The sequence below is a fragment of the Rhizobium sp. P2_G2 genome (assembly GCF_056403555.1).
This window is the reverse complement of sequence record NZ_JBFUFF010000002.1, coordinates 40,733-62,392: the sequence shown is the minus strand read 5'-3', so window position 1 is coordinate 62,392 and position 21,660 is coordinate 40,733. Positions and strand designations below refer to the sequence as shown.

At 60.9% G+C, this 21,660-nt stretch carries 22 protein-coding genes; 14 read left to right on the top strand and 8 right to left on the bottom strand.

Going from position 1 to position 21,660, the window contains the following annotated elements:
• Window positions 1–2: 2 nt before the first annotated feature.
• The 6 genes from AC1D06_RS02615 (at window position 3) to sthA (ending at window position 7,677) form a co-directional block, all read left to right on the top strand.
• The gene (locus AC1D06_RS02615; RefSeq protein ID WP_477879314.1) at window positions 3–632 is read left to right on the top strand and encodes a J domain-containing protein; all 630 of its coding nucleotides are present in this window, start codon (window positions 3–5) and stop codon (window positions 630–632) included.
• A 107-nt stretch (window positions 633–739) separates the two neighbouring features.
• Window positions 740–1,732 (top strand): cobaltochelatase subunit CobS, encoded by a 993-nt coding sequence (gene cobS, locus AC1D06_RS02610; protein WP_477879315.1) that lies wholly within the window; start codon window positions 740–742, stop codon window positions 1,730–1,732.
• Window positions 1,733–1,749: 17 nt separating this feature from the next.
• The gene (gene cobT, locus AC1D06_RS02605) at window positions 1,750–3,654 is read left to right on the top strand and encodes a cobaltochelatase subunit CobT (RefSeq protein ID WP_477984802.1); all 1,905 of its coding nucleotides are present in this window, start codon (window positions 1,750–1,752) and stop codon (window positions 3,652–3,654) included.
• A 117-nt stretch (window positions 3,655–3,771) separates the two neighbouring features.
• Window positions 3,772–5,022, top strand: a complete 1,251-nt coding sequence (locus AC1D06_RS02600) for an MFS transporter (RefSeq protein ID WP_477984800.1) — start codon at window positions 3,772–3,774, stop codon at window positions 5,020–5,022.
• Between the two features lie 21 nt (window positions 5,023–5,043).
• Entirely contained in the window at window positions 5,044–6,069 is a 1,026-nt protein-coding gene (locus AC1D06_RS02595; RefSeq protein WP_477984798.1) for an esterase-like activity of phytase family protein, read from the top strand.
• A gap of 159 nt (window positions 6,070–6,228) precedes the next feature.
• On the top strand, window positions 6,229–7,677 hold the full coding sequence (sthA, locus tag AC1D06_RS02590; protein WP_477984796.1) for a Si-specific NAD(P)(+) transhydrogenase: 1,449 nt from the start codon (window positions 6,229–6,231) through the stop codon (window positions 7,675–7,677).
• An 81-nt stretch (window positions 7,678–7,758) separates the two neighbouring features.
• Here sthA and AC1D06_RS02585 read toward each other — a convergent pair whose 3' ends face one another.
• Window positions 7,759–8,136 (bottom strand): hypothetical protein, encoded by a 378-nt coding sequence (locus AC1D06_RS02585; protein WP_477879320.1) that lies wholly within the window; start codon window positions 8,134–8,136, stop codon window positions 7,759–7,761.
• A gap of 329 nt (window positions 8,137–8,465) precedes the next feature.
• Between AC1D06_RS02585 and AC1D06_RS02580 the strand changes: the two genes are divergently transcribed.
• From AC1D06_RS02580 to AC1D06_RS02570, 3 genes are all read left to right on the top strand, one after another.
• Window positions 8,466–8,849: a DUF805 domain-containing protein gene (locus AC1D06_RS02580; RefSeq protein WP_477879321.1), complete on the top strand. Its 384-nt coding sequence runs from the start codon at window positions 8,466–8,468 to the stop codon at window positions 8,847–8,849.
• Between the two features lie 317 nt (window positions 8,850–9,166).
• Window positions 9,167–9,532, top strand: coding sequence for a DUF805 domain-containing protein (locus AC1D06_RS02575; protein WP_477984795.1), 366 nt, complete (start codon window positions 9,167–9,169; stop codon window positions 9,530–9,532).
• Between the two features lie 246 nt (window positions 9,533–9,778).
• Window positions 9,779–10,666, top strand: coding sequence for a LysR substrate-binding domain-containing protein (locus AC1D06_RS02570; protein ID WP_477984793.1), 888 nt, complete (start codon window positions 9,779–9,781; stop codon window positions 10,664–10,666).
• A gap of 14 nt (window positions 10,667–10,680) precedes the next feature.
• Here the strand turns inward: AC1D06_RS02570 and AC1D06_RS02565 are convergent, their stop codons facing one another.
• The 3 genes from AC1D06_RS02565 to AC1D06_RS02555 form a co-directional block, all read right to left on the bottom strand.
• On the bottom strand, window positions 10,681–12,045 hold the full coding sequence (locus AC1D06_RS02565; protein ID WP_477984791.1) for a M24 family metallopeptidase: 1,365 nt from the start codon (window positions 12,043–12,045) through the stop codon (window positions 10,681–10,683).
• A 62-nt stretch (window positions 12,046–12,107) separates the two neighbouring features.
• Window positions 12,108–12,890, bottom strand: a complete 783-nt coding sequence (locus AC1D06_RS02560; protein ID WP_477984789.1) for an SDR family oxidoreductase — start codon at window positions 12,888–12,890, stop codon at window positions 12,108–12,110.
• Window positions 12,887–13,210, bottom strand: coding sequence for a nuclear transport factor 2 family protein (locus tag AC1D06_RS02555; RefSeq protein WP_477984787.1), 324 nt, complete (start codon window positions 13,208–13,210; stop codon window positions 12,887–12,889). The genes AC1D06_RS02560 and AC1D06_RS02555 overlap by 4 nt, the downstream gene beginning before the upstream one ends.
• Before the next feature lie 49 nt (window positions 13,211–13,259).
• Here AC1D06_RS02555 and AC1D06_RS02550 point away from each other — a divergent pair, with 49 nt between their 5' ends.
• From AC1D06_RS02550 to apaG, 3 genes are all read left to right on the top strand, one after another.
• Window positions 13,260–13,652: a winged helix-turn-helix transcriptional regulator gene (locus AC1D06_RS02550; protein WP_477984785.1), complete on the top strand. Its 393-nt coding sequence runs from the start codon at window positions 13,260–13,262 to the stop codon at window positions 13,650–13,652.
• 64 nt (window positions 13,653–13,716) lie between these two features.
• Window positions 13,717–14,415 carry an orotate phosphoribosyltransferase gene (locus tag AC1D06_RS02545; protein ID WP_477984783.1) on the top strand — a complete coding sequence of 233 codons (699 nt, stop codon included), beginning with the start codon at window positions 13,717–13,719 and terminating at the stop codon, window positions 14,413–14,415.
• 119 nt (window positions 14,416–14,534) lie between these two features.
• Complete coding sequence (gene apaG, locus AC1D06_RS02540) at window positions 14,535–14,927, top strand: Co2+/Mg2+ efflux protein ApaG (protein ID WP_477879329.1); 393 nt, start codon at window positions 14,535–14,537, stop codon at window positions 14,925–14,927.
• Window positions 14,928–15,009: 82 nt separating this feature from the next.
• On the opposite strand, the gene AC1D06_RS02535 is transcribed toward apaG, so the two are convergent.
• The 3 genes from AC1D06_RS02535 to AC1D06_RS02525 form a co-directional block, all read right to left on the bottom strand.
• Entirely contained in the window at window positions 15,010–16,008 is a 999-nt protein-coding gene (locus tag AC1D06_RS02535) for an Hsp33 family molecular chaperone (protein WP_477984781.1), read from the bottom strand.
• An 87-nt stretch (window positions 16,009–16,095) separates the two neighbouring features.
• The gene (argF, locus tag AC1D06_RS02530; RefSeq protein WP_477984779.1) at window positions 16,096–17,010 is read right to left on the bottom strand and encodes an ornithine carbamoyltransferase; all 915 of its coding nucleotides are present in this window, start codon (window positions 17,008–17,010) and stop codon (window positions 16,096–16,098) included.
• A gap of 62 nt (window positions 17,011–17,072) precedes the next feature.
• Complete coding sequence (locus tag AC1D06_RS02525) at window positions 17,073–18,263, bottom strand: acetylornithine transaminase (RefSeq protein WP_477984777.1); 1,191 nt, start codon at window positions 18,261–18,263, stop codon at window positions 17,073–17,075.
• Between the two features lie 437 nt (window positions 18,264–18,700).
• On the opposite strand from AC1D06_RS02525, the gene AC1D06_RS02520 reads away from it, so the two are divergent.
• Complete coding sequence (locus AC1D06_RS02520; RefSeq protein WP_477985056.1) at window positions 18,701–19,231, top strand: GcrA family cell cycle regulator; 531 nt, start codon at window positions 18,701–18,703, stop codon at window positions 19,229–19,231.
• Between the two features lie 56 nt (window positions 19,232–19,287).
• Here AC1D06_RS02520 and ppk2 read toward each other — a convergent pair whose 3' ends face one another.
• A complete protein-coding gene (gene ppk2, locus AC1D06_RS02515) occupies window positions 19,288–20,166 on the bottom strand; it encodes a polyphosphate kinase 2 (RefSeq protein WP_477879333.1) in 879 nt (292 codons plus the stop codon).
• 195 nt (window positions 20,167–20,361) lie between these two features.
• Between ppk2 and phoR the strand changes: the two genes are divergently transcribed.
• Window positions 20,362–21,585, top strand: coding sequence for a phosphate regulon sensor histidine kinase PhoR (gene phoR / locus AC1D06_RS02510; protein ID WP_477984775.1), 1,224 nt, complete (start codon window positions 20,362–20,364; stop codon window positions 21,583–21,585).
• Window positions 21,586–21,660 lie beyond the last annotated feature (75 nt).

The following is a 21,660-nucleotide window of genomic DNA, read 5'->3' as shown; positions in this document are numbered from 1 at the left end:
TAATGGAAGGCATGAAACTCGATTCAAAATATTTCGATTCCATCCGTACGAAGAAGCGGAAAGGGGCGCGCGTCGAAGAGCCGCCGTCCAAGCCGCTCTGTCAGTGGGATGGCTGTGAAAAGCCTGGTGTCCATCGCGCTCCCGTCGGCCGCAATGCCGAGGGGCAGTACCTGCTGTTCTGCTTCGAGCACGTGAAGGAATACAATAAGGGCTACAATTATTTCTCCGGCCTGTCGGACACGGACGTCGCCCGCTACCAGAAGGAAGCGGTCACCGGAGATCGTCCGACCTGGAGCATGGGCGTCAACAAGAACGCCAAGTGGTCGCCGACGATGAATCAGGCGCGCGCCAGTGCCGCCAAGATGCGCGATCCCTTCGGCTTCGCCAGTTGGCGCCTCAATGGCGGCCGCTACGAAGGCACCCGGGAACGCAAGCTCAAATCGCTGGAAACCAAGGCTTTCGACACGCTCGGACTGGCCGCCAATGCCACCGCCAACGATATCAAGTCGCGCTACAAGGAACTGGTGAAAAAACACCACCCTGACGCAAATGGGGGCGATCGCGGCTCGGAAGAGCGCTTCCGCGAAGTCATCCAGGCCTATCAACTGCTGAAACAGGCTGGCTTTCTCTGAAAATGGACGTGTGAAGGCGCTGTTCGCCTTGAACATCGCCGGATGTGGCGATAGGACAGTGCGGCTAATGATACGGGCGACTCCCAATCGCCCGTGCTGGAGATATGATGAGCAAGATAGACGTTGATATTGTGAAGCTTCCCGACACCAGCATTTCCGTCCGAGAGGCCTTCGGCATCGATTCCGACATTCGCGTTCCCGCCTATTCCGAAGCCGATGCGCATGTGCCCGACCTCGATCCAGATTACCTCTTCGATCGTGACACCACGCTCGCCATTCTTGCAGGCTTCGCTCACAATCGACGCGTCATGGTCTCCGGCTATCACGGCACTGGCAAATCGACACATATCGAACAGGTCGCTGCCCGCCTCAACTGGCCCTGCGTCCGCGTCAATCTCGACAGCCATGTCAGCCGTATCGATCTTGTCGGCAAGGACGCGATCGTGCTGAAAGACGGCAAGCAGATCACCGAATTCAAGGACGGCATCCTGCCCTGGGCCTATCAGCACAATGTCGCGCTGGTCTTCGACGAATATGATGCCGGGCGGCCGGACGTGATGTTCGTCATTCAGCGCGTGCTGGAATCCTCTGGCCGCCTGACGCTGCTCGACCAGAGCCGCGTCATCCGCCCGCATCCCGCTTTCCGCATCTTCGCCACGGCCAACACTGTCGGCCTGGGCGACACGACCGGCCTCTATCACGGCACGCAGCAGATCAACCAGGCGCAGATGGACCGCTGGTCGATCGTCACGACGCTGAACTATCTGCCGTTCGAGCACGAAGTCGGCATCGTCTCGGCCAAGGTCAAGGCGATTTCCGAGCGCGACAAGGGCCGTGACACGATCGCCAAGATGGTGCGTGTTGCCGAACTGACCCGCGCCGCCTTCATCAACGGCGATCTCTCGACTGTCATGAGCCCGCGCACGGTGATCACCTGGGCCGAAAACGCCTCGATCTTCGGCGATATCGCCTTCGCCTTCCGCGTCACTTTCCTTAACAAGTGCGACGATCTGGAGCGGACGCTGGTGGCTGAACAGTATCAGCGCGTCTTCGGCGTCGAGCTTAAGGAAAGCGCCGCCAATCTGGTGCTCGGCGTCTAAGACCCCGGAGGCAGGCCATGGCAGGACCAGGCGACAATTCCAGACCTAAGCCGGGGGCGCCCGTCGACCTCGAGCCGTTCCGCCGCGCCGTCACGGGCTGTATCCGCTCGATGGCCGAAAGTCCGGAGGTCGAAGTCAGCTTCGCCAATGATCGTCCCGGCGTCGCGGGCGACCGCTTCCGGCTGCCGGAACTTTCCAAGAAGCCGACGGCGACCGAACTGGCAATTGTCCGAGGCATCGGCGACTCCATGGCGCTGCGGAAAGCCTGCCACGACGAGCGGCTGCATACGCAGTTTGCCCCTCAGGGCCAGGATGCGCGCGCCATCTATGACGCGGTCGAGCAGGCTCGCGTCGAGGCGCTGGGCGCAAGCCGCATGGCGGGCGTGGCCAGCAACCTCAACTCGATGCTGGCGGACAAATATTCCAAGTCGAATTTCCGCGCCGTGTCGCAGCGCCAGGAAGCGCCGATCGAGGAGGCGATGTCGCTCCTCGTGCGCGAGGCTCTGACTGGCGAACGGCCGCCAGAAAGCGCCGGCCAGGTGCTCGATCTCTGGCGGCAGTTTTTCACCGACACCGCCAGCAGGGAAGTCGGTGGCCTGAAGGATGTCATGGCCGACCAGGAGGCATTCGCAAGGCTGGTCCGCAGCATGCTCGCTTCCATGCATCTCGCTGAGGATATCAGCGACGAAGGCGRTGATTCCGAAGACAGTGAAGGCACTTCGGAAGAAGAGCAGCCCCGCAGCCAGGAAGAAAACGAAGACGCCTCCGACGAAGACGAGGGCACCGAGGAAGCCCCGGCCGAGGAAAACGAGGCCGCCGACGAGCAGATGGAAGACGGCGAGACCGACGGCGCCGAAATTTCGGAAGACGACCTCGTCGATGATGGCGACGAGGATTCCGAGACGCCCGGCGAGGTCAAGCGGCCGAACAACCCGCTCTCCGACATCAATGAGAAAGTCGACTACCACGTCTACACCCAGGAGTTCGACGAGGAAATTTCCGCCGACGAACTCTGCGATGAAGCCGAACTCGACCGGCTGCGCGCTTTTCTCGACAAGCAGCTCGCCCATCTGCAGGGTGCGGTTGGCCGCCTCGCCAACAAGCTGCAGCGGCGGCTGATGGCGCAGCAGAACCGCTCCTGGGATTTCGACCTCGAAGAGGGCTATCTCGACACCGCCCGTCTCGTGCGCCTGGTGATCGACCCGATGCAGCCGCTTTCCTTCAAGATGGAGCGCGACACGAAATTCCGCGACACCGTCGTGTCGCTGGTCATCGACAATTCCGGCTCGATGCGCGGCCGGCCGATCACGGTCGCCGCCACCTGCGCCGACATTCTTGCCCGCACGCTGGAGCGCTGCGGTGTCAAGGTCGAGATCCTCGGCTTCACCACCAAGGCCTGGAAGGGCGGTCAGTCGCGCGAAAAATGGCTGGCGGGCGGCAAACCGCCGGCACCCGGCCGGCTCAACGACCTGCGTCATATCGTCTACAAATCGGCCGATGCGCCCTGGCGGCGTGCCAAGCGCAATCTCGGCCTGATGATGCGCGAGGGCCTGCTCAAGGAAAATATCGACGGCGAAGCGCTGATCTGGGCGCACAACCGCCTGCTCGGCCGCTCGGAGCAGCGCCGCATCCTGATGATGATCTCGGACGGCGCGCCGGTCGACGATTCGACGCTGTCGGTCAATCCGGGCAATTATCTGGAACGACACCTGCGCGCGGTGATCGAAGAGATCGAGACCAAGTCGCCGGTCGAACTGCTGGCGATCGGCATCGGCCACGACGTGACGCGCTATTATCGCAAGGCCGTGACGATCATCGATGCCGACGAACTTGCCGGCGCGATGACGGAACAACTGGCGGCTTTGTTTGCCGAGGAACCGGAAGCAGGCGAAAGCCGCGGCCGCAGTCGCAAGCGCGCGTAATTTTGCCGATGAGACGCCGCCTGCGGCGACGGGCGGGCTTTCACAATCCCTGCGGTTGATCTAATTCCGAACCTGACAGGACGTACCGTTGCGGCCGTCGACATGTTGGGGCAATCCATGCGGAAATTGTTGGGAGGTATCGCCGATGCTTTTGCCGACCGCAATTTTCGCATCTATTCGATCGGCTCGATCATATCCTGGATCACCTATTTCATCCAGGCGATCGCCTTCTCCTGGACGACCTGGGAAGTCACCCATTCGACGACATGGCTGGCCGTCGTCTCCCTGCTCACGGTCACCGCCACCGTCATATTCATCCCCATCGGCGGCGTTCTCGCCGATCGCCATGACCGTTTCCGCATGGTGATGACGGCTTATGCCTTCGACGCCATGAAGACATCCGTGCTGTCCATTCTCGCCTTCACCGGCCATCTCGGCCTTGTCGCCATCTGCATCAGCGCTTTTCTTCACGGCCTGATCCACAGCTTCAGCATTCCGGCTTCCTATGGAATGATGCCCCGCTTCGTCTCGCGCCACAGGCTGGCGGCGGCAATCGGCGTCAATTCGGCCTATACGCAATTTGCGATTTTCGCCGGCCCGGCCGTGGCCGGCTGGATCCTGGTGCATTGGGGCGTCGCTGCCGCATTCGCCACCAACGTTATCGGCTACGGTATTTATTTCACCACGGCTGCGCTTTTGCGCACGCCGTCGGATTACAGGCAGTCCAAGGCGCCGCCGAAATCCATTCGCCAGGATATTTTTCAAGGCGCACGCTATATTTTTGCCCATAGAGGCCTTTCCGCCCTGATGCTGCTCGTGCTGACCGGCGACGCGATATCCATGGCGGTCTACCAGCTGATGCCGGCCTTTTCCGACCTCATCCTGAAAAAGGGCGTTGCGGGCGTCTCGATCCTCTATGGTGCAGCCGGACTGGGCGCGACATTCGCGGCCCTCTGGCTGGCGCAGGGCGGGGCAGGGCGCGCCACGCCGCAACGGGTTCTTTGGGCTTTCCTCGGGGTTGCGACTTCAATTTGCCTTCTTGCAGGTTCAGTCGGCTTGGCGATTGCGGTGATTGCCATGCTGCTGTTCGGATTTTTCGGCGAAACGCGCCGGACCGCGACAGTGTCGATCCTGCAGTCGTCGATCGATGACGCCCAGAGGGGACGGGTCATGTCCACGCAGTTTCTTTTCACCCAGATCGCGGGTGGCCTTGGCACGGTTGCCGTCGGAATTGTCGCCCAAGGCGCGGGCTTGCGAATTCCGATGGCGGTCGCTGCGCTGACGCTGGTGGTGGTCTGGCTTGGCGTCATGCGGCGGCGCAAACAGATTTCAGACGCTTTCGCTGCCACCGGCGGGTCAGTCGCATAGATAATGAGAGGGACGTTTTCCTTGGCATCGAGAAAAATCTGGTCGCTGGTCGCCTTCCTGCCTTTCCTGGCCTTCGGCATCGCCTTTCCCGTCGCCTTCGGCGGCCAGCCGGTTAAGGTCGATGGACAGCCGATCCCGGTGATCGCCATGCGGATTCCCGAATTCAAGCGCGGCGAGGGGCCTGTCTTCGGCAAGCTCGAATATGTCAGCGGTCTCGTGCTCGCCACCAAGAATGGCGAAATGGGCGCGGTCTCCACCATCCGGCTGCTCGATGGTGGCACGAAATTCATTTCGGTCATGGATACCGGCCATTGGGCGACCGGCACGATCGAGCGCGACAAGGACGGCAAGCTGACAGGGCTCAGTGACTATCGCATCACCATGCTGAAGGATCCGACCGGCCGCGGCGAGCACGACAAGGACAATCTCGACTCCGAGAGCCTGGCGATGGACAAGAACCATCTCTATGTTGGCTTCGAGGGCTATAGCCGTATCAACACCTATCCCTATCCCGGCTTCGAGCAGTCGATGCCGACCGATGTCCAATTGCCGATCCTGCCGCCCGGCGTGCGGTTGAAGCACAATGGCGGCATGGAGTGCATCTTGAAAACCCCGGACAAGGGGCCGCTCAAAGGCGCGCTGATGTTCGTCGCCGAGAGGAGCTATAACAAGCAGGGCAATTTCATCGCCGGCGTCCAATCCGGACCGATGAAGGGCAGCTTCTATGTCGAGCGCAAGCCGCCGTTTGACGTCACCGACGGCGTCTTCCTCGAAGACGGCAGCTTCCTGCTGCTGGAACGCAGCTTTGGCCTGATGCACGGCTTTGGCATGCGTATCCGCAAATTCTCCGAGAACGACATCAAGCCGGGCGCGACGATCAAGGGTGAGACGCTGCTACAGGCCAATTTCTCCTACCAGATCGACAATATGGAAGGCATCGACGCCTATAAGGCGGCGGATGGCTCGACACATCTCATCCTCGTCTCCGACGACAATCATTCGCTGCTCGAACGGAACCTGATGCTGGAATTCAAGCTGCTGCCGTAAAATTTGATTCCGCGCTGCGGCAAAAATCGGTTAAGTTCAGCCAAGACACGCAGATACAGGCGAATTCGTCGCATTTGCTATGATTCAGTAACATTGCGTTGATACACTGTCGTCTCCTGCGCTGGGGCGGCGCATTGTGAACAATTCGGGGCGATCTTCATGAACCAATACGATCTCATCGTCATCGGCAGCGGTCCGGCAGGGCGGCGCGGCGCCATTCAGGCTGCGAAACTCGGCAAGAAAGTGCTCGTCATCGAAAAGGGCAAGCGCGTCGGTGGCGTTTCGGTTCATACCGGCACCATTCCGTCCAAGACGCTCCGCGAGACCGCGCTCAATCTGACGGGCTGGCGTGAACGTGGCTTCTACGGCCGTGCCTACCGCGTCAAGCAAGAGATCAGCGCCGACGACCTGCGTCGCCGGTTGCTGATCACGCTTGACCATGAAGTCGAGGTGCTCGAGCATCAGTTCAGCCGCAACCGCGTTCACCATCTCCGCGGATTGGCGCATTTCATCGACAAGAACACGGTCGAGGTCGAAAAGGAAGACGGCGAGGTCATGCGGGTCATGGGCACGTCGATCCTGCTTGCGATCGGCACCAAGCCTTTCCGGCCCACGAATATCCCGTTCGACGGCGAGAAGATCATCGACAGCGACGAACTCCTGGAAATTCAGGATATCCCGCGTTCCATGGTGGTGATCGGCGCCGGCGTCATCGGCATCGAATATGCCACCATCTACAGCGCGCTCGACACGGCGGTGACGGTGATCGAGCCGCGTGCCACGATGCTCGACTTCATCGACCGCGAAATCCTCGACGACTTCACCTATCAGCTTCGCGACCGCAACATGAAGCTCCTGTTCGGCCAGGGCGCCGAGCATGTCGAGCGCGAGCCGAATGGCAAGTGCAAGGTCACGTTGACCAATGGCCGCTCGATCACCGCCGACATGGTGCTCTATTGCGCCGGCCGCAGCGGTGCGACGGCCTCGCTGAAGCTGGAAAATGTCGGCCTGACGCCTGATTCACGCGGTCGCCTGAAGGTCAATCCGGAAACATTCCAGACGGATGTGCCGAACATCTATGCGGCGGGCGACATCGTCGGTTTCCCGAGTCTGGCATCGACCAGCATGGAGCAGGGACGTATTGCCGCTCGCCATGCCGTCGGCGCTCCCACCTCCGAGCCGCCGCAATTCTTCCCATACGGCATCTATGCCGTACCGGAAATCTCCACCTGCGGTCTTACCGAGGAAGAGGTCAAGGATCGGCATATTCCCTATGAATGCGGTATCGCCCGCTTCCGCGAGACCTCGCGTGGCCATATCATGGGCCTCGACTCGGGCATGTTGAAGATGATCTTCTCGCTCAAGACCCGCCGCCTGCTCGGCGTCCACATCGTCGGCGAGGGCGCCACCGAACTGATCCATATCGGCCAGGCGGTGCTCAACCTCAAGGGCACGGTGGATTATTTTGTCGAGAACACCTTCAACTACCCGACGCTTGCCGAAGCCTACAAGATCGCCGGCCTCGACGCTTGGAACCGCATGGGCGAGGCCCATGGCAATGAGGACGAGGAAGAGCACGATCATCTGCACGCTCAGGCGGCGCAGTAACGACACGGCATAAAATCTTGCGTCGAAAAGCAGCGGCACTGCGATGCGCCGCTGCTTTTCTATCTTAAAGACGGCTTCTTATCATGCGCGGGCTTTGGTCGGCGTTGTGAATATGATGAAAGCGAACAGGATCATCGCGGCGAACACGATGACCGAGCCGATGCCGGTCATTGGCTCACCCCAGGACACATAGCCGAGCATCTTCCCGGCTAGACCCGGCGCCATGATCAACAGTCCGATCACTGCGAGTGCGAGATGAATGCGCGCCAGCACGCCCGCGCGCTCCGGATGGATGTTGTAGAACAGGCCAGCCAGGAACATCGTCACCCAGCCAAGCAGGTTGATATGCGCATGCACCGGTGCCAGCGTGAAGTCTTCGTGCCCCCCCATCCAAAGGCCGAGAGACATCCCGACTATGGCGAAAAGCACGGCGAAGCATAAGAAAGCCTTAGAAACCATATTCCCCCTCCAAGTTGCCATAAGCAAACGGAATATAGTTTTGCTTCGTTGTGCGAACATGACGTGAATGACAGATGTTTACATGTGCATGTTTACTCTGTGACGTTTTCTAGCCCGGAAAACCAGCCATCCGTCAGCCGGAACGTGTCTCGAAAGAGCGTGGCTACCATTAGGAAGTGACAAAAAGCCGAAACGCGCATATTGTCGCTGCCGGGGGAAAATCGCTTGGGTAATGAATAAAGCGTCGTGATGCCGCGTCTTGTCGCCAGCGGTCCAGTTTCCGCTGTCCAGGGGCTGACTTAGCGTTCACATCATTATTGGGGGATCCCATGAATTTTACCGATGCAGTCAAATCTGTTCTGACCGCCAACTACGCCAATTTCCAGGGCCGCGCCGGGCGCAGCGAGTTCTGGTGGTACTTCCTGTTCGTCGTCATCGCGTCCATCGTGTTGAACCTGGTGGATAGTCTGATATTCAGGCATATTATTGGTACGCCGATCCTCGGACCGCTTTTCTCCTTGGCGACGATCATTCCGGGCATCGCAGTCAGCGTCCGTCGTCTGCACGACAAGGACAAATCCGGCTGGTTCATCCTGCTGGCATTCATCCCAATCATCGGTGCGATCATCCTGCTCGTCTGGTATGCGACTGAAGGCACTCCGGGCGCGAACCGCTTCGGCCCGCCGGCCGCCCGAAGCTTCCAGGCAGCGTAATGCGCAAATCGGCGCCGGGCTTTCCGGCGCCTTTTTCTACCTGTCGCAGTCCTGCTCATGCGGTGCCGGCCGAGGCTGCTGGGTGAGAATGGCAATGACATCGATGAAAATGYGCAAAATGGCGTCGAACATGGCCTGTCTCCTTTCCTGTCAGCAGATTGGACACCCTTTGCGCATCGCGCTCAAACGAGTATAACGTCACCTTCACATGACTTGAGGTTATGGATAAAGCGTCGTGATGCCGAGTCTTGTGTCAGCGGTCCAGTTTCCGCTGTCCAGGGGCTGACTTAGCGTTCACATCATTGTTGGGGGATTCCGTGGACTTTACCGATGYAGTCAAATCTGTTCTGACGACGAACTATGCCAATTTCCAGGGCCGCGCCGGTCGCGGTGAATTCTGGCGGTATATGCTGTTTGTCGTCATTGCCTACGTTGTCTTGTCTCTGATCGACAAGCTGATTTTCGTCCACATCATCGGTGTACCGATTCTTGCGCCGCTTTTTGTGCTGGCGGTTCTTATTCCGAACATTGCCGTCCAGGTCCGCCGCTTGCATGATAATGACAAATCCGGCTGGTTCATTTTCATCAGCCTCATTCCGTTGATTGGTACAATCATCTTGCTCGCATGGTTTGTGGGCGAGGGCACCCCGGGTGCTAACCGCTTCGGCCCGCCTGCCGCCTGAGATCTCCGGGCAGAGCAATTGAAATCGGCGCCGGGTTTCCCGGCGCCCATTTCATATCCGTTTCTCACAGTCGCGCTCATGCAGTGCCGGCCGTGGCTGCAGCGTGAGAATGGCAATGACGTCGATATAAATGCGCAAAATGGCATCGAACATGGCCTGTCTCCTTTCTGATGCTGTGATTAGACACCCTTTGCGCGTCGCGCTCAAACGAGTATAACGGCAGCTTCACATGACTTGAGGTTATGGATGAAGCGCGGACGATTGCCCCTGACGGCGCTGAGAAGTTTTGAATCCGCCGGCCGGCTGAAGAGTTTTACTGCTGCGGCCGAGGAGCTGTTCGTGTCGCAGGCCGCGGTCAGCCGGCAGATCAGGGATCTCGAAACCCTGCTTGGCCAGCCGCTGTTCGAGCGCATCCATCGCGGTGTCGTGCTCACTGATCATGGCGAAAAGCTGCTGGCGGTGCTGACGTCGTCCTTTGATGCCATCGACGGGGCATTGACAGATGTCACGGATGCCGCCGGGATGGAGCGCGTCGCGATCAGTAGCGAACCGAGCTTCGCCGCACTCTGGCTGGTGCCGCATCTGCAGGCCTTCCGCATTCTCCACCCGGATGTCGAAGTGGTCATCGACTCGGACCCTCGCCCGATCGAATTCCGCGCCAGCCAAGCGGAGATCGCCATCCGCTTCAGCGACAGGCAAACATCATGGCCCCGCACGGAAGCGGTCCCGCTGATCGAGACGAAGATGATCCCGATTGCCGCGTCGGACGCGACAGGCGGCGGAGGATCGATCCGGAAGCCCGCGGATTTGCATGGCCAGACCCTGCTGCACGACGAAAACCGCGACATCTGGGGCCGCTGGTTTCGCAGCGCCGGTCTTGAGCCCCCGGAGAACGAGCGAGGCCCTGTCTTCGCCGATGGCGCACTGGTGTTGCAAGCCGTGCTGCGTGGTCACGGCGTTGGCCTGATCGACCAGATCTTCGCGGAAGAGGAGACCACGGCCGGTCGGATCGTGAAACTGTTCGACGTCGATTTCCCCTGCGGCGCCTATTTCGTCGTCGCCCGCGATTTTGCCCGCCTCTCGCCGGGTGCCAAAACCTTTGTCGACTGGATCAGGGGCGAGTTCGCTCGCTGATCGCTGATCGCTGATCAGTCGAGCGTCAGCAATTTGTCCGGCGCCAGCCAGAACGGCATCAGGCAGAGCGGGATGTTCGAGGTCGGCAGGATGGTCTCCTTGAGATGCACGCCGATCTCGTCGCGCATGAAGGCGCGACGAGCTTCGATGCGGGCATGCACGTCCGGATAAAGCCGTTCGAGCTCGATCTGCAGCGCCTCGTCGGCGATGATCACCGAATCCTCGTTGTTGAGCGCCCAATTGTCCGGCATCGGCACGGGGATCACGTCGACCTGGATCGCCATGCCCGAGCGGATCGTCTCGCGCGAGCCCGGACGCATCGGCGTGTGGCTCCACTCGTCATGGCCGATCAGATGGCCGGGATTGAGTGCCGAATCCAACCCACCCCGCCGTAGCGCTGCGACCGTCGCGTCGAAGATCGTCCCGCCCGATACGCCGATATCGACGGTTTCGTACCATTGTACCAAGCCGGCGAAATAAGCCTTGGCCGTCTCCAGGAAGGCATCGTCGTGGTGGGTGAACAGGCCGGCGCGCGAGGAGAGTCCACCCCAGTAACCGACCGCGGTGGTGACGCCGTCGCCGCGCCGGATCGCGCGGCCGTTCGGGCTCCTGAGGCCGACCACCGGCGATCCCGGCGAAGCGGAGGCGAGCATCACATGGCAGGAGAGTTCTTCGCCGGCATAACCCATGCGGCTCGCGGCGAGAAATTCATCATCGCCCTCGCGGATGCCGCCGACGATCCGCCGGACGGCGGCCGAGGCTCGCGCCGCACCCCATTCGATGGCCGCCAACTGGTGGACATCGACCACCGAGCGCAGGCCGTCCTGCGGGTCCATCAGCACCGGCGTGGCGTCGGTGAGCGCCGCCGGGTCGCCGGCAATCATTCTGAGCGTATCGACGATGAAGGCCGGCGCCTGGAAGGTCGGCAGCACGCCGGTCCATTCCTCCCGGCCAAGATATTTCCAGCCAGCCAGCGCGATCGTCTGGCTCTCGGCCATGCCGATCTCCGTCAGCACATCGAACAGATTGGGCTTTTCGGCGCGAGTCTGGCCCATCAGGCTCAGCGTCTGGCAGAGCACCACTTCGATGCCCGGCAGGCCGGCGAGCACGGCATAGCTCTTGCTCTCATTGCCGACCACCAGCACCCGGCGGCGATCCTTGCCAAGCAGCAGCAGTGCCTCTTCGAAGCGCGGCTCGAAACCGGTCAGGAAGGCCATATTGGCGAGATGCTCCCGGTCGGAATAGACGACGAGCCAGTCGGCCCCGGCGCGCCGATAGGCTTCGTCGGCGCGGCTCTCATAGATCGCGGCAGGAATGACGGGCCGCGCATGCGGCACGCCGAAATCGGGAATGGTGACGGAGCGGAGCGTGATCGGCATGGCTTTTCCTCAAAGTCTGTGGGGCGAGCATAGCCGAGGAATTCGACCCCGGTCCACCCCACTCATGCCGTGGGAATGGTGCCGCCGTCGATCACATATTCGCTACCATGGATCGCCGCGGCGCGCGGTGAGGCGAGAAACAGGATCAGTTCCGCCACCTCACGCGGAAATGCCGGACGGCCAAGCGGGATGCCGCCGAGCGACTGCATCAGCATTTGCCGCGCCCCCTCGAAATCGAGGCCATTCTTGTCGGCCAATTCGTTGACCAGGCCGATGGCGGCCTCGGTCTGCACCCAGCCGGGCGAGACGCGCACCACACGGATGCCCTTCGGCCCGACTTCCTTGGAAAGGCTCTTGCTATAGGTCGAAAGGCCGGCCTTGGCGGCGGCATAGGCAGTGGTTGCCTCCGGCAGCGGCAACTGCCGTTGGATCGAGGTCGTGTGAATAATGACGCCGGAACCCTGCGCGATCATCGACGGCAGCAGCGCCCGATCGATCCGGACGGCCGAGAACAGGTTCGTATCCAGTGCTCGATGCCATTCCTTGTCGTCGAGGACAGCATAGCCGCCCGCCGGCGCGCTTGATCCGCCGACGACATGCACGATGACGTCGATGCCGCCGAGGCGGTCGACCACCGCCTTGCTGACGGTTTCACAGCCCTCCGCCGTCGAGACATCCGCCTCGACATAGAGCACACCATTGCCGGCGTCATCAGGCACGTTGCGCGCTGTGGTCAGCACGCTCGCGCCAGCTTCGGCAAAAGCCTGCACCACGGCCTGTCCAATACCCTTGGTGCCGCCGGTAACCAGCACGCGCTTGCCGTAGAATTCGCCTGCCTCGTTCATGATGCCACCTCGAGCCCGGCAATCATCCCGTCCTTCAGGGTGAATTTGTAGGTGAGTTCGACCGGGCTGCCCGGAAAGGTTCCGGCAACCCTGGCTCTAACCAAATTGCTGCCGTCCTCCTGCCAATGGCGAAGCGGTTCCGTGGTGAAGTGGTATTTGTCGCGCACTTTTTGCTTCCAGGCACGGATCGCATCGCGACCGACAATGTCTTCGCCCTCGTCGCGGACCTTGGCGTCGGGCGCGAAGCAGGCGACCAGCCGGTCTATGTCGTGGGTGTTCTGGGCTGCGAAATAGACGTCCAGCGTCTCCGGAAGTGTCATGTTCAATCCTCGTGTTGGCACCTCCGGAATCTGGTGTTAAGCTGAAAAAATGGCAAGAACTGACAAAAAAGTAAGGTACTCACCAACTGGTAAGCTTGGTGATGTGACTCCGGATATGGCGGCGAGCGGCGTCGAAAAAGCGCTCAGGATGCTGGAGGGCCGCTGGAAGATGATCATCATTTTCCAGATGTTTCACTCCGGCATATTGCGCTTTTCCGAACTCGAACGCGCCATCCCCGGCATCTCGCAGAAAATGCTGATCCAGCAATTGCGCGACCTGGAACGCGACGGCATCGTCTTCCGTACCGTCTATCCGGAAGTGCCGCCCAAGGTGGAATACGGGCTGACCGAATGGGGCCAGGCGCTTTGCCCGGCGCTCGACATGCTGCTCGAATGGGCCGCCTTGCGCTTCGGCACGTTGAAAGCTGCCGATCAGGGCTGAGAGCGGCTTTGCAGGGGCGTCCGTTCTTGGTAAGCGCTGGAGAATTGCTAAAGGAGCCACCCCCATGTTTTCCAATGCCTTCAACGATAAACCCGTCATGGCCGAACTGATGGCGAAGATGCTGTGGGAGATCAAGGCGGTGCATTTCCGCGCTGATCAGCCCTACAAGCTGTCGTCGGGCATGATGAGCCCGGTCTATATCGATTGCCGCAAGCTTGTCTCCTATCCGCGCATCCGCTCGGCGGTGATGGATTTTGCCGCCGCCACCATCCTGTCGGAAGCCGGTTTCGAAAAATTCGATTGCGTCGCCGGCGGCGAGACGGCCGGCATTCCCTTTGCCGCCTTTCTGTCCGAACGCTTGTCGCTGCCGATGATCTATGTCCGCAAGCAGCCCAAGGGCCATGGCCGCAACGCCCAGATCGAAGGCGAGATGAAGGAGGGCGCGCGCGTCCTGGTGATCGAGGACCTGACGACGGCCGGCGGCTCGATGTTCAAGTTCATCGATGCGATCCGCGCCGCTGGCGGCGTCGTCGATCACGGCATAGCATTGTTCTACTATTCCATCTTTCCGGAAGCCAAGGTTCGCTTCGACAATGGCAAGGTGAAGCTGCACCACATCGCCACCTGGCGCGAAGTTCTGGCGGTGGCGCGAGATCAGAGGCTGTTCGATATTGAAACCCTGAACTCGGTTGAAGCGTTTCTTGACCAACCGCTGAAATGGTCCGCCGATCATGGCGGCGTGGCTGAATTGCCGACCAGCTAATTTGCCCGTGAAAACCGATCTTTACTCCGGGCTGGGACAAGCTTGACAGACTAGTTTCGAGGAATACTTCATAGCGGAAATTCGAGGCGGCAAGGAGCCGGCCCAACGGAATGAATGGTATGTATCAAGCGACGACGCGGGGCATAGAAGTCAATGTCGAGCCCTATTATCTCGCAGAGCAGTCGGACCCCGCAGACAGCCGCTATGTCTGGGGCTACAGGATCGTCATTGCCAATCATTCCGTCCACACGATCAGGCTGATGAACCGTTATTGGCACATCACCGACGAGAACGGCCAGATCGATGAGGTCACCGGTCCCGGCGTGGTCGGCGAGCAGCCCACGCTGAGCCCCGGCGACACGTTCGAATACAATTCCGGCTGTCCGCTCGACACGCCCTCGGGCATGATGTTCGGGCATTACCAGATGCTGTCGGACACCGGCGAGATGTTCGATGTGGCAATCCCGGCCTTCTCATTGGATTCGCCGGGATTGCAGCGCACGCTCAATTAGAGCGCCTTTGTTTGAGCATGTCGTTGTCCTGAAACCGGTATCCACTTCCAGGCGACATGCTCCAGCCGCAGCCTGCGCTTGATCAGTTCGCGTCGGCAGCGATGCCGAATTCTGCAGGAACGAAACGGTAGACCGTCGAGCAGAATTCGCATTTCGCCACGATCTCGCCGTCCTCGATGGTGGATTCGACCTCCTCGGCCGAAAACCCCGATATCACGTTGCGGATCTTCTCTTCCGAACAGCTGCAGCGATCGAATACCGGTTGCGCGTCATAGACACGCACGCCGCGTTCGTGGAACAGGCGATAGAGCAGTCGCTCGACGCCGAGATCCGGATCGGTCAGTTCTTCCGCGCCGGTGGTCTCGGCCAGCATCTGCGCTTCCGCCCAGGTATCGTCTTCCTCGAACGCCTGGCCGGGATCGCCGTCACCGCCATGCAGGTCGCGCTGGCGCATGCGCTCGGGCGCGTCGGGCAGGAACTGCACCACCATGCCGCCGGCGCGGTAGCTGTGGCGCGGCTTGCCGTTCTCGTCGCGATCGAAGAATTCCGCCGAGGCGAGTTTTACCCGGGTCGGGATCTGCTCGGACTGGCGGAAATAGGTTGCAGCCGCCTGTTCCAGGGTTTCGCCGTCGAGCGACACGATACCCTGGTAACGCTTGTTGCTGCCCCCCTGGTCGATGGTGAAGGCGAGCACGCCCTTGCCGAGCAGCTCATGCGGCGCGGAGCGACCCTGCTTGACCGCCTCCGTGACCGCCTCTTCATCGAACCGGGCATAGGCCCGCACCCCGTCCGGCGCGGTGAAATCCGCCACCAGCAGGTTGACCGGCCCGTCGCTCTGCGTCTGGATGATCAGCTTGCCCTCGAATTTCAGCGAGGTGCCGAGCAGAACGGTGAGCGCGATCGTCTCGGAGAGCAGCCGCGCCACCGGGGCAGGGTAGTTGTGGCGGTTCAGGATCGTATCGGTAAGAGGTCCGAGCGTGACCGCACGGCCGCGCACGTCGAGCCCCTCCACCTGGAAAGGTATCACGCGGTCATCGCCGGCGAACCCGGTTTCTCCGGGGTGAAATGTGTCAAGCGTCATGATTGTCTCGGATCTGGCGCCAAAAGGCGCCCTTCGTTTGAAGGTCCAAAAATAAGCGATCGGACAGCAGATTCAAGCCCGGAAGCGTCAGATCGCGCCGAGGCACCAGGCGAGCACCGACTTCTGCGCATGCAGACGGTTCTCCGCCTCGTCGAAAACGACCGATTGCGGCCCGTCGATCACCTCGTCGGTGACCTCCTCGCCGCGATGCGCCGGCAGGCAATGCATGAACAGCGCGTCGGCCTTGGCATGCTTCATCAGCGCGCCGTTGACCTGATAGGGCTGGAAGACATTGTGTCCGCGCGCGCGATGCTCCTGGTTCATCGACACCCATGTGTCGGTGACCACCGCATCGGCGCCGTCGACCGCCTTTTCGGCATCGTGGCTCAGCATCACCTGGCCGCCATTGTTGCGTGCCCAGTTGAGGAACTTGTCGCCCGGCTCGCTGCCGAGCGGCACCGCCATGTTCATACGATAGCCGAAGCGGGCCGAGCCCTCGATCAGCGAATGCAGCACATTGTTGCCGTCACCCGTCCAGGCAATGGTCTTGCCCTTCACATTGCCGCGATGCTCTTCGATCGTCATGATATCGGCCATGATCTGGCAGGGATGGGTGGCATCCGTCAGTCCGTTGATCACAGGCACGGTCGCATGTTCGGCCATTTCGAGCAGCCGCGTATGATCGGTGGTGCGGATCATGATCGCATCGACATAGCGCGACAGGACCTTGGCCGTGTCGCCGATCGTCTCCGCGCGGCCGAGCTGCATCTCGGTGCCGGAGAGAAACAGCGTCTCGCCGCCCAGCTGCCGCATGCCGACATCGAACGACACGCGGGTGCGGGTCGAGGGTTTTTCGAAGATCATCGCCAGCATCTTGCCGGCCAGCGGTTTGAAATCGGTACCGGCCTTGGTGGCCGCCTTGCGGGTCTTGGCGTCTTCGAGAATGTGCCGCAGTGCCTCCGGCGTCATTGCCGAGAGATCGAGAAAATGCCTGGAACTCATAACCTATTCCTTGTCTCAGGAAACTTTTACCTTAGCGATGGATGTGGGCTTTCGTCAAAGCGTCATCGCTTGTTCGCGGCATGCAGTTTCTCGGCGGCCTTTTCGAGCCGGGCAAGGCCTTCGCGGGCTTCTTCGGCAGTGGTGATCAGCGGTGGCAGCAGGCGGATGACATTGTCGCCGGCCATCACGCCCAGGAGCTTCTCGTCACGGATGCCCTGTAGCAGGTCACCGGCCGGCACCGCGGCCTTGACGCCGATCATCAGGCCTTCGCCGCGAATATCCGAGATCACGTCGGGAAAACGGTCCTTGAGCGACGCAAGGCCCTGGCGGAAGACCAGCGCCACGTCGCGCACATGCTGCAGGAAGCCATCGGAGAGCACGACGTCGAGCACGGCATTGCCGACCGCCATGGCCAGCGGATTGCCGCCATAGGTCGAGCCATGCGTGCCGGCCACCATGCCGGCCGCCGCTTCCGCCGTCGCCAGGCAGGCGCCCATGGGAAAGCCGCCGCCAATGCCCTTGGCCACGGCCATGATATCGGGCGTGACGCCGATCCGCTGATAGGCGAACAGCGAGCCCGTCCGGCCGACACCACATTGCACTTCATCGAAGATCAACATCAGGTCGTGCTCGTCGCAGAGTACGCGGACCGCCCTCAGGAATTCCGGCGAGAAAGCCCGCAAGCCCCCTTCGCCCTGCACCGGCTCCAGCAGCACGCCGGCCGTGGCGTCGGTGATTGCCGCCTTCAGCGCATCCATATCCTCGAACGGCACCTGGTCGAAGCCGGGCGCCTTGGGGCCGAAGCCATCGATATATTTCTGCTGGCCGCCGGCCGCGATCGTCGCGATCGTGCGGCCATGGAAGGCGCCTTCGAACGTGATGATATGGTATTTTTCCGGATGGCCCTTGGCATAGTGATAGCGCCGCGCCGTCTTGATCGCGCATTCCAGCGCCTCGGCGCCCGAATTGGTGAAGAACACCTTGTCCGCGAACGTTCTCTCGCACAGGCGGCGTGACAGCTTTTCCTGGCCGGGCGACTGATAGAGGTTCGATGTGTGCCAGAGCTTTTCGGCCTGCGCCTTCAGCGTCTCGACCAGATGCGGATGCGCATGGCCGAGCGAGTTGACGGCGACGCCGGCGGCGAAGTCGAGATAGCGTTCGCCGTCCTCGGTGATCAGCCAGACGCCTTCGCCGCGCTCGAACCGCATCGGTGAGCGTGCATAGGTGTCATAAAGCGGCGAGACCTCGGCCATGACGGACATCCTTCATCTCGATTGCGGCAACGGAATGTGCGGCCTCCCGGCCGGGCGGACATTCCGGAGCGCATAAATCAAAAAACCGCCCCAGCGGGCGGCGAGGGCACTATTAGCATTTCGCTGCAGCGCGTCAACAAAAACCCGCAATTGCCGGCCATCGAGCCCGCCGGACGCTGTGCGGTGCAGCAACTGTCGCCGATCGGACACGGCCGGGGATCAATCTTGGGGATAACTCGAAAATCGATTCGTGCGGATTCGCAAGACTCTTGTCACGGAGTCTCAGGCTCTCTAGGTTAATAATCAATTGCTAGATTTGCATGCGGCGGAACTAGTCACCCTCAATCAAGCGCCGAATATGAGGCGTTTTGCACTTCGTGCTGTTCCGGGGTGTGGTGACCGATTCCTCGATAAGGAACGCTTCGATGGATAATAGTGTGAACTGGACTGACGATCGCGTCGAGAAGCTGAAGAAGCTTTGGTCCGAAGGTTTGAGCGCGAGCCAGATCGCCGCGCAGCTCGGCGGCGTCAGCCGCAACGCGGTGATCGGCAAGGTGCATCGGCTGAGCCTTCCGGGCCGCGCCAAGGCCGGCGGCACCACAGCTGCCCGCTCGCAGAAACGCGCAACGGTTTCGACCGTCAGCCGGCCGCAGGCTTCTTCTTCTTTCGCGCAGCGCACGGTGACCCGCACCGTCACCCGGCCCGCCGGCGCTACGATGCTCAAGGAWGAGATCGAGATCGATGCGCTTGAGGTCATGGAAACGTTGCCCAACAACGTCGTCGTGCCGATCTTCCGCCGCGTCCCGCTGATCCGGCTCACCGAACGCACCTGCAAATGGCCGCTCGGCGATCCCTTGAAGGAAGATTTCTGCTTCTGCGGCAATGACTCGCCCGACAGCTCGCCCTATTGCGGTTTCCACCAGAAGCTCGCTTACCAGCCTTCGGCCGAACGTCGCCGGATGCGCTGACACCTGCATTTGTCTGCGACAAAGGGCCGGCTTGCCGGCCCTTTGTCGTTTCAGGCTCATTTCAAAATGCCGGGCTTGCCGAGGATTTTTCTGTCGATCTCGCCGATCACCTTCTTGTCCTTGTCTGTATAGTCAAGGCTATCGAGGATGTGGCGGATCATGTTGATCCGGGCGCGGCGCTTGTCATTGCCGAGCACCACCGTCCATGGCGCATGCTCGGTATCGGTTTCCTTGAGCATCCGGCTGCGCTTTTCGGAATAGTCATCCCATTTGTCGAGCGCGGCAATGTCCATCGGCGACAGCTTCCAGCATTTCAGCTTGCTGTGGCGCCGCTCGTGGAAGCGCTTGAGCTGCATTTCCCGGCCGATCTCGATATAGAATTTGAAGAAATGGATGCCGTCGTCGAGGATCAGCTTCTCGAAGCGCGGCACGCTTTTCAGGAATTGCTCGTATTCTTCCTTGCTGCAGAAGCCCATGACCGGCTCGACCCCGGCGCGGTTATACCAGGAGCGGTCATAGTTGACGAACTCGCCGCGCGTCGGGAAGGTCGACACATAGCGCTGGAAATACCATTGGCCGGCTTCGGTGTCCGTCGGCTTGTTCAGCGCCACGACGCGGGCGCTGCGCGGATTCATATAGGAGAGGATGGCATGGATGATGCCGCCCTTGCCGGCCGCATCCCGCCCCTCGAACAAGGACATTACCCGGTCGCCGGATTTCTGTTGCCAGAGCTGCACCTTGACCAGCTCTTCCTGCAGCTTTTCCAGCTCGGCCTCATATTCGTCGTCGTCGAGCTTCTTCTTGTAGGGATAACCGCCGGATTCGAGCGCCTTGTCATCGATCCAGGCCGGCAGCACCGGATCGTCGATATCCCATTGCCGCTTCTTGCCGTCGATCTTGACGTCGACCGCGGGAATATCCGTTTCGACGGCCATTCCACTCCTCCTCATGCCATGCGCGCGGTTCTTTGTTTTGTGCATGTCCTTGTCCCGAAACCGGCGACCGCTTCCGGCAGACATGCTGTCAGTGACATGGACATAATCATCATGTGAATTCAAGCAAAGCGTGAAAAAGCTGTTACATACAGACCATAGAAGGACGTTTTAATTTTCGCAGTGCCGGGGATTCGCATGCTGAAAGCAGTCACTGATTGGCTGTTGGGTCATAAATACAACCTTGCGGCCGTCCTATTGGGCGCAGCCGCGCTGATCGCGGCCGGCACCAATTCCCGTATCGCCGTTTCGGTGATGATCCTTGCCGTGCTGCCGTCGCTGTGGATCAAAGCCACCGCGCCCACGGTGCCGATCGCTGAACAGGAGCCCACGCCTCCGCCGGAGCCGCTCTGCGACGTCAAATCGGCCTTTGCCGGCTTCGACAGCCCGGCCTACCTGCTCGATCCCAAGGCCAATGTCATCTATCAGAACCCGTCCGCGCGGCATGCCTTCGGCGAGATCGAGCCCGGCCAGCACATCTCGGCCCGCATCCGCCTGCCGGCGATCATCGAGATGATCCGCGAGACCATCGCGTCGGGCCGCAACGGCATGACCGAATATGCCGACACCCTGCCGGGCGAAAACATCTTCCAGGTGCGGATGATCCCGGCGGAGACGAAAGAGGGCGAGGCGATCCGCTTCTATGTATTGATCTTCCGCGACATTTCGGAATCGCGCCGCATCGATCGCATGCGCTCCGACTTCGTCGCCAATGCCTCGCATGAATTGCGCACGCCGCTGGCCTCGTTGCGCGGCTTCATCGAAACGCTGCTCGGCCCGGCCCGCACCGACACCGCGGCGCATGAACGGTTCCTGACGATCATGCTCGAACAGGTGACCCGCATGTCGCGCCTGGTCGACGACCTGATGTCGCTGTCGCGGCTCGAGATCAAGGCGCGCGTCGCGCCGGAGGACGCCGTCGACCTGGTGCCGCTCATCGGCTCGGTCTGCGATGCGCTGGCGCCGCTGGCAACCGACCTCGGCGTCGAGATCAAGCGGCATCTGCCCGACCATGCCATCAATGTCAGCGGCGATCGCGACGAGCTGACCCAGGTGTTCGAGAACCTGATCGAGAACGCCTGCAAATACGGCCAGGAGGGCAAGATCGTCGACGTGACGCTGATCGAAAAGCCGCGCCAGCCGATCGAGGTCAGTGTCATCGACTACGGTCCCGGCATTCCCGAAGACCAGGTCCCGCGCCTGACCGAACGCTTCTATCGCGTCAATGTCGAGAGCAGTCGCTCGAAGAAGGGCACCGGCCTCGGATTGGCAATCGTCAAGCACATCCTGACGCGGCACCGCGCCCGCCTGCTCATCCGATCGGAACTCGGCCGCGGCAGCACATTCACCGTGCGCTTCTGACAAAAACGCAGCAATCCCTCCGGCTCGACCGAAAGGATTGACTTTTCAGCACTTTAGTCTGTCATAAATCTTTCG